The organism is Micromonospora sicca (assembly GCF_003172935.1).
Classification (GTDB): Bacteria; Actinomycetota; Actinomycetes; order Mycobacteriales; family Micromonosporaceae; genus Micromonospora; species Micromonospora sicca.
In genome coordinates this window covers 18,401-30,290 of sequence record NZ_QGKS01000176.1, presented here as the reverse complement: position 1 = coordinate 30,290, position 11,890 = coordinate 18,401, and the positions used below count along the sequence as shown (strand labels likewise).

At 69.0% G+C, this 11,890-nt stretch carries 16 protein-coding genes; all 16 read left to right on the top strand.

What is annotated here, in order from left to right; genetic code table 11:
• Positions 1 to 77: 77 nt before the first annotated feature.
• The 16 genes from DKT69_RS10060 to rpmC all read left to right on the top strand — a co-directional run bounded on the left by DKT69_RS10060 (position 78) and on the right by rpmC (position 11,876).
• Positions 78 to 446, top strand: a complete 369-nt coding sequence (locus DKT69_RS10060) for a hypothetical protein (RefSeq protein ID WP_109801301.1) — start codon at positions 78 to 80, stop codon at positions 444 to 446.
• A 560-nt stretch (positions 447 to 1,006) separates the two neighbouring features.
• Positions 1,007 to 1,462, top strand: coding sequence for a hypothetical protein (locus DKT69_RS10055; protein ID WP_236647512.1), 456 nt, complete (start codon positions 1,007 to 1,009; stop codon positions 1,460 to 1,462).
• Between the two features lie 532 nt (positions 1,463 to 1,994).
• Positions 1,995 to 2,369: a 30S ribosomal protein S12 gene (gene rpsL, locus DKT69_RS10050; RefSeq protein WP_007465318.1), complete on the top strand. Its 375-nt coding sequence runs from the start codon at positions 1,995 to 1,997 to the stop codon at positions 2,367 to 2,369.
• Between the two features lies 1 nt (position 2,370).
• On the top strand, positions 2,371 to 2,841 hold the full coding sequence (gene rpsG, locus DKT69_RS10045) for a 30S ribosomal protein S7 (RefSeq protein WP_109801300.1): 471 nt from the start codon (positions 2,371 to 2,373) through the stop codon (positions 2,839 to 2,841).
• Positions 2,842 to 2,916: 75 nt separating this feature from the next.
• Positions 2,917 to 5,013 carry an elongation factor G gene (fusA, locus tag DKT69_RS10040; RefSeq protein WP_109801299.1) on the top strand — a complete coding sequence of 699 codons (2,097 nt, stop codon included), beginning with the start codon at positions 2,917 to 2,919 and terminating at the stop codon, positions 5,011 to 5,013.
• Positions 5,014 to 5,233: 220 nt separating this feature from the next.
• Complete coding sequence (gene tuf, locus DKT69_RS10035) at positions 5,234 to 6,427, top strand: elongation factor Tu (protein WP_109801298.1); 1,194 nt, start codon at positions 5,234 to 5,236, stop codon at positions 6,425 to 6,427.
• Between the two features lie 353 nt (positions 6,428 to 6,780).
• Positions 6,781 to 7,089, top strand: a complete 309-nt coding sequence (rpsJ, locus tag DKT69_RS10030; protein ID WP_007073037.1) for a 30S ribosomal protein S10 — start codon at positions 6,781 to 6,783, stop codon at positions 7,087 to 7,089.
• An 11-nt stretch (positions 7,090 to 7,100) separates the two neighbouring features.
• Positions 7,101 to 7,766, top strand: a complete 666-nt coding sequence (gene rplC, locus DKT69_RS10025) for a 50S ribosomal protein L3 (RefSeq protein WP_109801297.1) — start codon at positions 7,101 to 7,103, stop codon at positions 7,764 to 7,766.
• Positions 7,763 to 8,413 (top strand): 50S ribosomal protein L4, encoded by a 651-nt coding sequence (gene rplD, locus DKT69_RS10020; protein WP_109801296.1) that lies wholly within the window; start codon positions 7,763 to 7,765, stop codon positions 8,411 to 8,413. Before rplC ends, rplD begins: the two co-directional genes overlap by 4 nt.
• On the top strand, positions 8,410 to 8,712 hold the full coding sequence (gene rplW / locus DKT69_RS10015) for a 50S ribosomal protein L23 (RefSeq protein ID WP_091317975.1): 303 nt from the start codon (positions 8,410 to 8,412) through the stop codon (positions 8,710 to 8,712). Before rplD ends, rplW begins: the two co-directional genes overlap by 4 nt.
• 12 nt (positions 8,713 to 8,724) lie before the next feature.
• Positions 8,725 to 9,564 carry a 50S ribosomal protein L2 gene (gene rplB, locus DKT69_RS10010; RefSeq protein WP_109801295.1) on the top strand — a complete coding sequence of 280 codons (840 nt, stop codon included), beginning with the start codon at positions 8,725 to 8,727 and terminating at the stop codon, positions 9,562 to 9,564.
• A gap of 12 nt (positions 9,565 to 9,576) precedes the next feature.
• Positions 9,577 to 9,858: a 30S ribosomal protein S19 gene (gene rpsS, locus DKT69_RS10005; RefSeq protein ID WP_007073032.1), complete on the top strand. Its 282-nt coding sequence runs from the start codon at positions 9,577 to 9,579 to the stop codon at positions 9,856 to 9,858.
• A gap of 40 nt (positions 9,859 to 9,898) precedes the next feature.
• Complete coding sequence (gene rplV, locus DKT69_RS10000) at positions 9,899 to 10,357, top strand: 50S ribosomal protein L22 (RefSeq protein ID WP_109801294.1); 459 nt, start codon at positions 9,899 to 9,901, stop codon at positions 10,355 to 10,357.
• Positions 10,357 to 11,214, top strand: a complete 858-nt coding sequence (gene rpsC / locus DKT69_RS09995) for a 30S ribosomal protein S3 (RefSeq protein WP_088976121.1) — start codon at positions 10,357 to 10,359, stop codon at positions 11,212 to 11,214. The genes rplV and rpsC overlap by 1 nt, the downstream gene beginning before the upstream one ends.
• Positions 11,215 to 11,217: 3 nt before the next feature.
• Positions 11,218 to 11,643 (top strand): 50S ribosomal protein L16, encoded by a 426-nt coding sequence (gene rplP / locus DKT69_RS09990; RefSeq protein ID WP_073834927.1) that lies wholly within the window; start codon positions 11,218 to 11,220, stop codon positions 11,641 to 11,643.
• The gene (gene rpmC, locus DKT69_RS09985) at positions 11,643 to 11,876 is read left to right on the top strand and encodes a 50S ribosomal protein L29 (protein ID WP_018784554.1); all 234 of its coding nucleotides are present in this window, start codon (positions 11,643 to 11,645) and stop codon (positions 11,874 to 11,876) included. Before rplP ends, rpmC begins: the two co-directional genes overlap by 1 nt.
• Positions 11,877 to 11,890 lie beyond the last annotated feature (14 nt).

Here is an 11,890-nt window from a genome sequence, read left to right as displayed (position 1 = left end):
GTGGAGTTCATGCGACGCGTGGGGGAGCGGGCGGGCGGTCCGGGCCGCCGGCCGGGCCGGCGGGGCATGATGGGGACATGACGACGGCACCCGGGCCGGCACCGGTCGCCCAGCACGGTCCGCGCCACCCGCTCGACCCCGAGCCGACCCGGTCGACGAAGGCCCGCGCGGTCTTCGCCCTGGGCCTGATCGGGGCGTTGACCGGGCTCTTCGTCGGTGGCGTGGTGCCGTCGACGATCGCCCTCCAGCTCGCCCGGCAGGCGCGTCGGGAGGCGTACGCCTCCGGCGGCTTCCTGACTGGCGGGGAGCGGCTGCGGCGGGGGGAACGGCTGGCCTGGACGGGCCTGGTGCTGGCGGCCGTGGCGGTGGTGGCGGCGGTGGTGATCGGGGTCGTCCGGCTCGCCGACGCGCCTTTCGGGCACGACTACGCCCCGAACGTCGACTGACCGCCCGGGCGGAGGAGCCGTCCGTGCCCGGACCCGCCCGCAGGACCGGCGGTAGCCTGACCCGTGTCCGCCGCGCGGCGGGTGAGCCACTTCCACAGGAGGACCCCGTGACGGAACCGGCCCCATCGCCGGCAGGCGACCCCACCCGGTCCGTCGCCGGGTCGGACGCCGCCGGGTCGGACGCCGCCGGGCCGGATGCCGCCGGGTCGACGCCGGGCGGGGAGCCCACCAGCCCGTGGGCCGCGCCGGGGGCCGGGCTCGACGAGGGGCCGAGCGTGCCGCCGGAGGTCGCCACCGTGGGGTACGCGCCGCCGCCGGTCGCCCCGCCGTCCGCGCCGGCGGGCCCGTATCCGCCGGTCGGGCCGTCGGGTGCCGTGCCGGCCGGGCCACCGCCTCCCCCCGGCGCTCCGCCGCATTACGTCGGATACGCCCCACCCACCGGCCTCGGCACGTACCCCGGATCGCCGTCCGCCGCCGGCGGATGGGCGCCCCACGGGGCGTACTCCGGCAACCCGTCGGCCCCCGGCGGCTGGACGGCTCCGGGTGCCGGCTGGGGTCCGATGCCGCCGGCGGTGGGTCCCCGGCCCGGGCCGGTGCCGCCGCCCCCGCGCGAGCCGGCCCGCCCACCGAAGCGGGTCGATCCGGTCCCCGGCACGCCCTTCGGCGTGGTCCACCTGGACGTGCCGCCGGTGACCTCGGGGCTGGCCGTGGGGTCGCTGGTGACCGGGATCGCCGCCATCCTGGTCTCGTTCCTGGTGCTCTGCTTCGGGGTTGCCGGCCCCGACTACGGCGGCGCCTGGGCCGCCGGGGCGTTCACCGTGCTCGGTGGCCTGGCCGGGACGGCGGCGATCGTCGCCGGTCTGTTGGCGCGGCGGCAGATCCGGCGGCCGGCGCCGCCGCCCGCGGTCCGCTTCACCGGCAACGGGCTTGCCGTGGCCGGCCTGAGCTGTGGCGGGGTGGGGTTGCTGCTCAGCCTGCTCGGGCTCGGCCTGGCGCTGGTGGTCCAGCTGGTGTGACCGGATTCACCTTCGGTCCGGCGCGTCGATGACCTCATCGGGCGGGCGGGCCCGGCGGTCCGGCCCCCGGGCGGAACCGGGGCCGCCGGGCCGTCCCGCGGGGAAGCCGGTACACTTGTCACCGTAGGTGCCCATTGCGGGTGGGCGGGCATGACGGGTTCGGCCGGCGGGCTACGACGCAGTTCTTCCGGACCGCTCCGTTTTGACCTGCGCGGCTGTGGTAGGTACTCTTTCCCCTTGTGCCCGGGCCAGCCCGGGCAATGCGTGCGTGCGCTGGAACCGGTCCACCGGTGATCGCGCGGAGCACGATCAAAGCCAAAGATCCGGCGCTCGGTGATCTGTGTGCCGGTGACACACCCGGTACGACGCGCGAGCGCCGCGATCGGAACCGTGATCCGGGCGACACGCCCGACCGCGGGTGCTGGGGCCTCCGTCAGGTGGCCCTGGTTGGAATGTAAGAGAGCCGTCCATCAGGCCGGCTACGAGCAGACGGTGCGGCCGCGACAGCGGCCGAAGGGAGCGGAGAAACCCGGTGCCCACGATCCAGCAGTTGGTCCGAAAGGGCCGCCAGGCCAAGACGACCAAGACCAAGACCCCGGCGCTGAAGGGCAGTCCTCAGCGGCGCGGTGTGTGCACCCGCGTGTACACCACCACCCCCAAGAAGCCGAACTCGGCGCTCCGCAAGGTCGCTCGTGTCAAGCTCAGCAGCCAGATCGAGGTGACCGCCTACATCCCGGGCGTGGGTCACAACCTGCAGGAGCACTCGATCGTGCTCGTCCGCGGCGGCCGGGTGAAGGACCTCCCCGGCGTGCGTTACAAGATCGTCCGCGGTTCGCTGGACACCCAGGGTGTCCGCAACCGCAAGCAGGCGCGCAGCCGTTACGGCGCGAAGAAGGAGAAGAGCTGACATGCCGCGTAAGGGACCCGCTCCGCGGAAGCCGCTGGTCGCTGACCCGGTGTACAACTCGCCGCTGGTCACCCAGCTGGTCAACAAGATCCTGATGCGCGGCAAGCGTCAGCTCGCCGAGCGCATCGTGTACGCCGCCCTGGAGGGCTGCCGCGAGAAGAGCGGCACCGACCCGGTCGTCACCCTGAAGCGGGCGATGGACAACGTCAAGCCGACCCTCGAGGTGCGCAGCCGCCGTGTCGGTGGCGCCACCTACCAGGTTCCGGTCGAGGTCCGCCCGTCCCGGGCGACCACCCTCGGGCTGCGCTGGCTGGTGACGTACTCCAAGGCGCGTCGCGAGAAGACCATGGTCGAGCGGCTGATGAACGAGCTGCTGGACGCGAGCAACGGCCTCGGTGCCGCCGTCAAGCGGCGCGAGGACACGCACAAGATGGCCGAGTCCAACAAGGCCTTCGCGCACTACCGCTGGTAACACCTTGGTTCCGGTGCCCACGCGGCGCCGGAACCGCCACCAGTTGTGTCGAGACGACGATAAGTAGGGATTGAAGTGGCCGCCGCAGACGCGCTCGCCAACGTACGCAACATCGGCATCATGGCGCACATCGATGCCGGTAAGACCACGACCACCGAGCGGATCCTGTTCTACACCGGTATCACGTACAAGATCGGTGAGGTCCACGAGGGCGCTGCCGTCATGGACTGGATGGAGCAGGAGCAGGAGCGTGGTATCACCATCACCTCCGCTGCTACCAAGTGTGAGTGGAAGGGCCACACGATCCAGATCATCGACACGCCCGGTCACGTCGACTTCACGGTCGAGGTCGAGCGGTCGCTGCGGGTGCTGGACGGTGCGGTCGCGGTCTACGACGGTGTCGCCGGCGTGGAGCCGCAGACGGAGAACGTCTGGCGTCAGGCCGACAAGTACCACGTCCCGCGGATGTGCTTCGTCAACAAGCTCGACCGGACCGGTGCCGACTTCTTCCGCTGCGTCCAGATGATGATCGACCGGCTCAACGCCACCCCGCTGGTGCTCCAGATCCCGATCGGGCTCGAGGGTGACCACATCGGCGTCGTCGACCTGATCAACATGCGCGCCCTCACCTGGCGTGGGGAGACCCAGAAGGGTGAGGACTACGCCATCGAGGAGATCCCGGCCGAGCTGGCCGACTCCGCGGCGGAGTGGCGCGAGAAGCTGATGGAGACCCTGGCCGACGTCGACGACTCGGTGATGGAGAAGTACCTGGAGGGCGAGGAGATCTCCGTCGCGGAGATCAAGGCCGCCATCCGGCGGGCCACCATCGCCAGCAAGGCCAACCCGGTGCTCTGCGGCTCGGCGTTCAAGAACAAGGGCGTGCAGCCCATGCTCGACGCCGTGGTCGACTTCCTGCCGTCGCCGCTGGACGTCCCGGCCATCGAGGGCACCGCGACCGACGGCGAGACCCCGCTGCAGCGGAAGCCGTCGAAGTCCGAGCCGTTCTCCGGCCTGGCCTTCAAGATCCAGACCGACAAGCACCTCGGCAAGCTCACCTACGTCCGGGTCTACTCGGGTGTGGTCGAGACCGGTACCCAGGTGGTCAACTCCACCAAGGACCGCAAGGAGCGGATCGGCAAGATCTACCAGATGCACGCCAACAAGCGGGAAGAGCGCGGCTCGGCCCAGGCTGGCGACATCATCGCGGTGCAGGGTCTCAAGCAGACCACCACCGGTGACACCCTGTCCGATCCGGCGAACCCGGTCATCCTGGAGTCGATGACCTTCCCGGAGCCGGTCATCGAGGTCGCCATCGAGCCGAAGACCAAGGCCGACCAGGAGAAGCTCAGCACCGCCATCCAGCGGCTGGCCGAGGAGGACCCGACCTTCCGCGTCAAGCTGGACGAGGAGACGGGTCAGACCGTCATCTCCGGCATGGGCGAGCTGCACCTGGACATCCTGGTCGACCGGATGCGCCGCGAGTTCAACGTCGAGGCGAACATCGGTAAGCCGCAGGTGGCGTACCGCGAGACCATCCGCCGCAAGGTGGACAAGGTCGAGTACACCCACAAGAAGCAGACCGGTGGTTCCGGCCAGTACGCCCGCGTGATCGTGAGCATCGAGCCGCTGCCGCTGGACAACGACTCGCCGACCTACGAGTTCGCGAACGCCGTCACCGGTGGCCGCATCCCCCGGGAGTTCATCCCTTCGGTGGACGCGGGCGCCCAGGACGCCATGCAGTACGGCATCCTCGCCGGCTTCCCGCTGGTGGGTGTCAAGCTGACCCTGCTGGACGGCCAGTACCACGAGGTCGACTCGTCGGAAATGGCATTCAAGATCGCCGGCTCGATGGTGATGAAGGACGCGGCCCGCAAGGCCGACCCGGCGTTGCTCGAGCCGATGATGGCCGTTGAGGTCACCACTCCTGAGGAGAACATGGGTGACGTCATCGGCGACCTCAACTCCCGCCGCGGCATCATCCAGGCGATGGAGGAGCGCAGTGGCGCCCGCATCGTGAAGGCTCTGGTGCCGTTGTCGGAGATGTTCGGCTACGTCGGCGACCTGCGGTCGAAGACCCAGGGCCGGGCTAGCTACAGCATGCAGTTCGACTCCTACGCCGAGGTTCCGCAGAGCGTCGCGAAGGAGATCATCGCCAAGGCGACGGGTGAGTGACGCTCACCTGAGTTCGATCCGATGATCCGGGGCTGGTCGCGGGAGGGGTTCCCGCCCGTGACCACCTCGTCGGGTTGTGTGAGACCGGGCCTGTAGGCTTCATCGCCGCAGAACCCACAAAAGCTCTCCGGCCGTCAGGCCGGAAAGGCTGTCGACAGAGTCCTAAGCGCCGACCGGCGCGCCGGGGCGAACGAACCAAGAAGTCCACAGGAGGACACCAGTGGCGAAGGCGAAGTTCGAGCGGACTAAGCCGCACGTCAACATCGGCACCATTGGTCACATCGACCACGGTAAGACGACGCTGACGGCGGCCATCACCAAGGTCCTGCACGACAGGTATCCGGATGTCAACCCCTACACGCCTTTCGACGAGATCGACAAGGCGCCGGAGGAGAAGGCCCGCGGTATCACGATCTCGATCGCACACGTCGAGTACCAGACCGAGGCGCGGCACTACGCACACGTCGACTGCCCCGGTCACGCTGACTACATCAAGAACATGATCACCGGTGCCGCGCAGATGGACGGCGCGATCCTAGTGGTGGCGGCGACCGACGGCCCGATGCCGCAGACCCGCGAGCACGTGCTGCTGGCCCGCCAGGTCGGCGTGCCCTACATCGTCGTGGCGCTGAACAAGAGCGACATGGTCGACGACGAGGAGCTCCTGGAGCTCGTCGAGCTCGAGGTCCGCGAGCTGCTGTCGGCGCAGGAGTACCCGGGCGACGACCTGCCGGTTGTGCGCGTCTCGGCGCTGAAGGCGCTCGAGGGCGAGCCGGAGTGGACCGAGCGGCTCATGGAGCTGATGAACGCGGTTGACACTGCGATTCCGCAGCCCGAGCGGGAGACCGAGAAGCCGTTCCTCATGCCGATCGAGGACGTCTTCACGATCACCGGTCGTGGCACGGTCGTCACCGGTCGCGCGGAGCGTGGCATCCTCAAGCCGAACGAGGAGGTGGAGATCGTCGGCATCCGCGAGAAGTCGCAGAAGACGGTCTGCACCGGCATCGAGATGTTCCGCAAGCTGCTCGACGAGGCCCGCGCGGGCGAGAACGTCGGTCTGCTGCTGCGTGGCATCAAGCGCGAGGACGTCGAGCGCGGCATGGTGGTCGTCAAGCCCGGCACCAGCACCCCGCACACCGAGTTCGAGGCGACGGTCTACATCCTCTCCAAGGAGGAGGGCGGCCGGCACACCCCGTTCTTCCAGAACTACCGTCCGCAGTTCTACTTCCGGACCACGGACGTCACCGGCGTCGTCACGCTGCCCGAGGGCACCGAGATGGTCATGCCGGGCGACAACACCACGATGACCGTGAAGCTGATCCAGCCCATCGCGATGGAGGAAAACCTCAAGTTCGCGATCCGGGAGGGTGGCCGTACGGTCGGCGCGGGTCGCGTCACCAACATCATCAAGTGAGCTGGGTAACCCCGATTAGCGTCGCCGCCGGTCGTGCGGCATACTAGTCAGGTTGCGTAACGACGGTTAGTCGCCCGCGTCCGGTGGAAGCTGGACCTCCGGGAGACGAACAGTCGCGCGTAGGGTGGTTGATCGCCCCAGGCGGTCAACCACCCTCGCACGGCGTCCAGGTCGCGGGTTCGCGATCGGCGCCTTGACCCACCGCGTGGTCAGAGAATCGCTCCGGAGTCCCGGGGCGGAGCCTGGTCCGAGGGCGCGACACGCCCGACCGCGGGGGTCGGCGAAGTGGGCCTGTACCAGCCGGTACAGGTGCCCGCAACACAGCGGCATCGAGAGAAGGAACAGAAGCCACCATGGCGGGACAGAAGATCCGCATCCGGCTCAAGGCCTATGACCACGAGGTCGTCGACTCCTCGGCTCGGAAGATCGTCGAGACGGTGACGCGTACCGGGGCGCAGGTCGCTGGCCCGGTGCCGCTGCCCACGGAGATCAACCGTTTCTGCGTCATCCGCTCGCCGCACAAGTACAAGGACTCGCGCGAGCACTTCGAGATGCGCACGCACAAGCGTCTGATCGACATCATCGACCCGACCCCGAAGACGGTCGACTCGCTCATGCGCCTCGACCTGCCGGCTGGCGTCGACATCGAGATCAAGCTGTAGGGACCGGACAAATGGACAGGCAAGTCAAGGGGATCCTGGGCGCAAAGCTCGGCATGACCCAGGTCTGGGACAACAACCGAGTTGTCCCCGTGACCGTGGTTCAGGCTGGCCCGTGCGTCATCAGCCAGGTTCGTAGCGCCGAGAAGGACGGTTACTCCGCGGTCCAGCTGGCGTACGGCACGATCGACCCGCGCAAGGTCAAGAAGCCGATCAGCGGGCACTACGCGAAGGCGGACGTGGCGCCGCGCCGGCACATCGTCGAGCTGCGCACCGCGGACGCCGCGGACTACTCGCTGGGCCAGGAGGTCACGGTCGAGGAGTTCCCGGCGGGCGTCACCATCGACGTCACCGGCAAGACCAAGGGCAAGGGCTACGCCGGCCCGATGAAGCGGCATGGCTTCCACGGCCTGCGCGCCAGCCACGGTGTCGAGCGCAAGCACCGCTCGCCGGGCTCCATCGGCGCCTGCGCCACCCCGGGTCGCGTCTTCAAGGGCACCCGGATGGCGGGCCGGATGGGTGGCGTGCGCTACACCGTCCAGAACCTGACCGTCCAGGCGGTCGACACCGAGAACAACCTCCTGCTCGTCCGCGGTGCCATCCCCGGCCCCAAGGGCGCGCTGGTCCTGGTCCGTACCGCGGCCAAGACCAAGGTGAAGAAGGGCGGTGCGGCCAAGTGACCACCGTTGACGTCCGCAACGTCGAGGGCGCCAAGAGCGGCTCCGTCGAGCTGCCGGCCGACATCTTCGACGTCCAGGCCAACCTCGCGCTGATGCACCAGGTCGTGGTGGCCCAGCTCGCGGCGGCCCGGCAGGGCACGCACAAGGTCAAGACCCGCGGCGAGGTCGCCGGCGGCGGCAAGAAGCCGTACAAGCAGAAGGGCACCGGTCGTGCCCGCCAGGGCTCGATCCGCGCGCCGCAGTTCGCCGGCGGTGGCGTGGTCCACGGCCCGGTGCCGCGCGACTACAGCCAGCGGACCCCGAAGAAGATGAAGGCCGCCGCCCTGCGTGGCGCCCTCTCCGACCGGGCCCGCGCCGGGCAGGTGCACGTCGTCGAGGCGTTCGTCTCGGGCGAGAAGCCGTCGACCAAGGCCGCTCTGGCCACGCTGACCAAGCTGACCGAGGCCCGTCGGGTCCTGGTCGTGCTGAGCAGCACCGACGAGCTGAACTGGGTGTCGCTGCGCAACGAGCCGCGGGTGCACCTGATCGAGGCCGGCCAGCTCAACACGTACGACGTGCTGGTGGCCGACGACGTGGTCTTCACCAAGGACGCCCTGGACGAGTTCCTGGGTGTTCCCGCCGAGACCACCGAGGAGGGTGGCAAGTGAGCACGATCGCCGATCCGCGCGACATCATCGTCGCGCCGGTCGTCTCGGAGAAGAGCTACAGCGAGCTGAACCGCAACTGGTACACCTTCCTGGTGCACCCGGACGCCAACAAGACCGAGATCAAGATTGCTATCCAGCAGATCTTCAACGTCCGCGTCCTGACGGTCAACACGCTCAACCGCGAGGGCAAGCGCAAGCGCACCAAGACCGGCTTCGGTCAGCGCAAGTCCACCAAGCGGGCGATCGTGAAGCTGGCTGACGGTGACCGTATCGAGGCCTTCGGCGGCCCGGTCAGCTGAGGGGTGTAGACAATGGCTATCCGTAAGTACAAGCCGACGACGCCGGGCCGGCGTGGCTCGAGCGTCGCCGACTTCGCCGAGATCACCCGGTCGACGCCCGAGAAGTCGCTGCTGGCTCCGCTGCCGAAGAAGGGCGGACGCAACGCCCACGGCCGGATCACCACGCGGCACCACGGTGGCGGTCACAAGCGCCAGTACCGCCTGATCGACTTCAAGCGGGTCGACAAGGACGGCGTGCCGGCGAAGGTCGCCCACATCGAGTACGACCCGAACCGCACCGCGCGCATCGCGCTGCTGCACTACGCCGACGGCGAGAAGCGCTACATCATCGCGCCGAAGGACCTGAAGCAGGGCGACGCCGTCGAGTCCGGTCCGGGCGCCGACATCAAGCCGGGCAACAACCTGCCGCTGCGCAACATCCCGGTCGGTACCACCATCCACAACGTGGAGCTGCGTCCGGGCGGCGGCGCCAAGCTGGCCCGTTCGGCCGGCGTCGGCATCCAGCTGCTCGGCCGTGAGGGCGTCTACGCGACCCTCCGCATGCCGTCCGGTGAGATCCGGCGGGTGGACGTGCGCTGCCGCGCCAGCATCGGCGAGATCGGCAACGCCGACCAGTCGAACATCAACTGGGGCAAGGCCGGCCGGATGCGGTGGAAGGGCAAGCGCCCGACCGTCCGTGGTGTCGCGATGAACCCGGTCGACCACCCGCACGGTGGTGGTGAGGGTAAGACCTCCGGTGGTCGCCACCCGGTCAACCCGCAGGGTAAGCCCGAGGGCCGCACCCGTCGTAAGGGCCAGCCGAGTGACCGGCTGATCGTCCGCCGCCGCTACGCCACGCGTAAGCGCGGCTGAGGGAGATAAGACATGCCTCGCAGCCTGAAGAAGGGCCCGTTCGTCGACGACCACCTGCTCAAGAAGGTGGAGACGCAGAACGACAAGGGCTCGAAGAACGTCATCAAGACCTGGTCGCGGCGCTCGACGATCATCCCGGAGATGCTGGGTCACACGATCGCCGTGCACGACGGACGCAAGCACGTCCCGGTGTTCGTGACCGAGGCGATGGTCGGGCACAAGCTCGGCGAGTTCGCGCTGACCCGCACGTTCAAGGGTCACGAGAAGGACGACCGGAAGAGCCGTCGGCGCTGACGCCGCGGGCATACGGATAGAGGAACAAGGGGTTACAGCGATGCCAGGAAAGGGCGACGCTCCGGTGCTTCCGGGCGCGCGGGCGGTTGCGCGGCACGTGCGCATCTCGCCGATGAAGGCGCGCCGGGTGGTCAACCTCGTCCGCGGCCTGCCCGCGAAGGAGGCGCTCACGGTGCTGCAGTTCGCGCCGCAGGCTGCGAGCGAGCAGGTGTACAAGGTGCTCGCGAGTGCGATCGCCAACGCGGAGAACAACGAGCGGCTGGACCCCGACGCGCTGCTCGTCAGCGAGGCGTTCGTCGACGAGGGCCCGACCATGAAGCGGTTCCGGCCGCGGGCGCAGGGCCGGGCGTTCCGGATCCGCAAGCGCACCTGCCACATCACCGTGGCGGTCGAGGCGGTCGCGCCGGCCGCGCCGAAGAAGTCCGCGGCGAAGAAGGCCGCCCCGGCGCAGCAGGCCGAGGCCGCTGAGACGGAGAGCAAGACGGAGGGTGCCGAGTAATGGGTCAGAAGGTTCACCCCACTGGGTTCCGGCTCGGCATCTCGACCGACTGGAAGTCCCGCTGGTTCGCGGACAAGCTCTACAAGGACTACATCGGCGAGGATGTCAAGATCCGCCGGATGATGTCCAAGGGCCTCGAGCGTGCCGGCATCTCCAAGGTCGACATCGAGCGCACCCGGGACCGGGTCCGCGTCGACATCCACACCGCCCGGCCGGGCATCGTCATCGGCCGTAAGGGTGCGGAGGCCGATCGGATCCGCGGCGAGCTCGAGAAGCTCACCGGCAAGCAGGTGCAGCTGAACATCATCGAGGTGAAGAACCCCGAGTCGGACGCGCAGCTGGTCGCGCAGGGCGTGGCCGAGCAGCTGTCCAGCCGGGTCAGCTTCCGTCGGGCGATGCGCAAGGCGATGCAGTCGGCCATGAAGAACCCGGTCTGCAAGGGCATCCGGGTGCAGGTCTCGGGCCGTCTCGGCGGCGCCGAGATGAGCCGGACCGAGTTCTACCGCGAGGGTCGGGTTCCGCTGCACACGCTGCGGGCCAACATCGAGTACGGCTTCTTCGAGGCTCGTACCACCTTCGGCCGGATCGGCGTGAAGGTCTGGATCTACAAGGGCGACGCCGTCCCGGGCCGGGAGGCTCCGGCCGAGGCCGGTCCGTCCCGCCCGCGCCGCGACCGCGGCGACCGCCCCGAGCGGCCGCGCCGTGGCCGGTCGGGTTCGTCCGGCACGACCGCCGGTGGCACCGAGGCCGGCCGGGCTGCCGCGACCACCATCGCGCAGCAGGCCGAGACGCCGAGCGGCGAGCCGGTTGACGCCGGCGCTGTCGCCGCCGCGGCAGAAACTCAGCAGGAGGGCTGACAGATGCTGATGCCGCGCAAGCCCCCGAAGGGCTTCCGCAAGCCGCACCACCCGGACCGCCACGGCGCGTCCAAGGGTGGTAACCGGGTGGTGTTCGGCGAGTTCGGGATCCAGGCTCTCGAGCCGGCGTACGTGACCAACCGGCAGATCGAGTCGGCGCGTATCGCGATGACCCGTCACATCAAGCGTGGCGGCAAGGTCTGGATCACGATCTTCCCGGACCAGGCGCTGACCAAGAAGCCGGCCGAAACCCGGATGGGTTCCGGTAAGGGTTCGCCCGAGTGGTGGGTCGCCAACGTCAAGCCGGGGCGGGTTCTCTTCGAGATGTCCTTCCCCAACGAGCAGATCGCGCGAGAAGCGATGCGTCGCGCGATCCACAAGCTCCCGATGAAGTGCCGCATTGTTACGCGCGAAGTGGGTGAATCCTGATGGCAGCGGGCGTCAAGCCTTCCGAGCTGCGTGAGCTCTCCGAGGAGGAGCTGGTCACGAAGCTGCGTGAGGCCAAGGCGGAGCTGTTCAACCTCCGCGTGCAGGCCGCAACCGGGCAGCTGGACAACAACCGGCGGCTGCAGGTCATCCGTCGGGAGATCGCCCGGATCTACACGATCATGCGTGAGCGCGAGCTGGGTCTCTCGGCCGCGCCGACTGAGGTGACTTCGTGAGCGAGCGGAGCGAG